The sequence below is a fragment of the Gelidibacter pelagius genome (assembly GCF_017581925.1).
GTDB classification, from domain to species: Bacteria; Bacteroidota; Bacteroidia; order Flavobacteriales; family Flavobacteriaceae; genus Gelidibacter; species Gelidibacter pelagius.
The window spans coordinates 1-427 of sequence record NZ_JAGEVG010000079.1 but is presented as its reverse complement, the minus strand read 5'-3'; the positions used below and the strand labels follow the sequence as shown (position 1 = coordinate 427).

The 427-nt window shown below is 50.1% G+C and carries 2 rRNA genes; both read right to left on the bottom strand.

Annotation, left to right across the window (positions count from 1 at the left end):
• Positions 1–94, bottom strand: a 5S ribosomal RNA gene (gene rrf / locus J4051_RS19335); the annotation flags it as partial.
• Positions 95–262: 168 nt separating this feature from the next.
• Positions 263–427, bottom strand: a 23S ribosomal RNA gene (locus tag J4051_RS18885); the annotation flags it as partial.

The window sequence follows — 427 nt, the reverse complement described above, 5'->3', positions numbered from 1 at the left end:
ACTCTCCCACGAGATGCAGTACCATCGGCGCAAACGGGCTTAACTTCTCTGTTCGGAATGGTAAGAGGTGAGCCCCGTCGCTATAACCACCTTAAAGGTTTGCCCCCTCCAGCTCCCCCGGAGGGGGAGAGCCGATTGCGTTCTCCTCGGCATCCTCCCCTTTGGGGAGGTCGGGAGGGGCTTAATATCGTGACATATTGAAAAAAGGGCACAATGTGCCTACATACATAAAAAACTGTTGTACTCTACTAAAAAACAGGCGTACAATAAGCCTATGGGCTATTAGTACCACTCGGCTATGACATTGCTGCCTTTACACCTATGGCCTATCGACGTGGTAATCTTCCACGGCCCTTTAAAGAAATCTCATCTTGTGGTGGGTTTCGCGCTTATATGCTTTCAGCGCTTATCCCTTCCGAACGTAGCT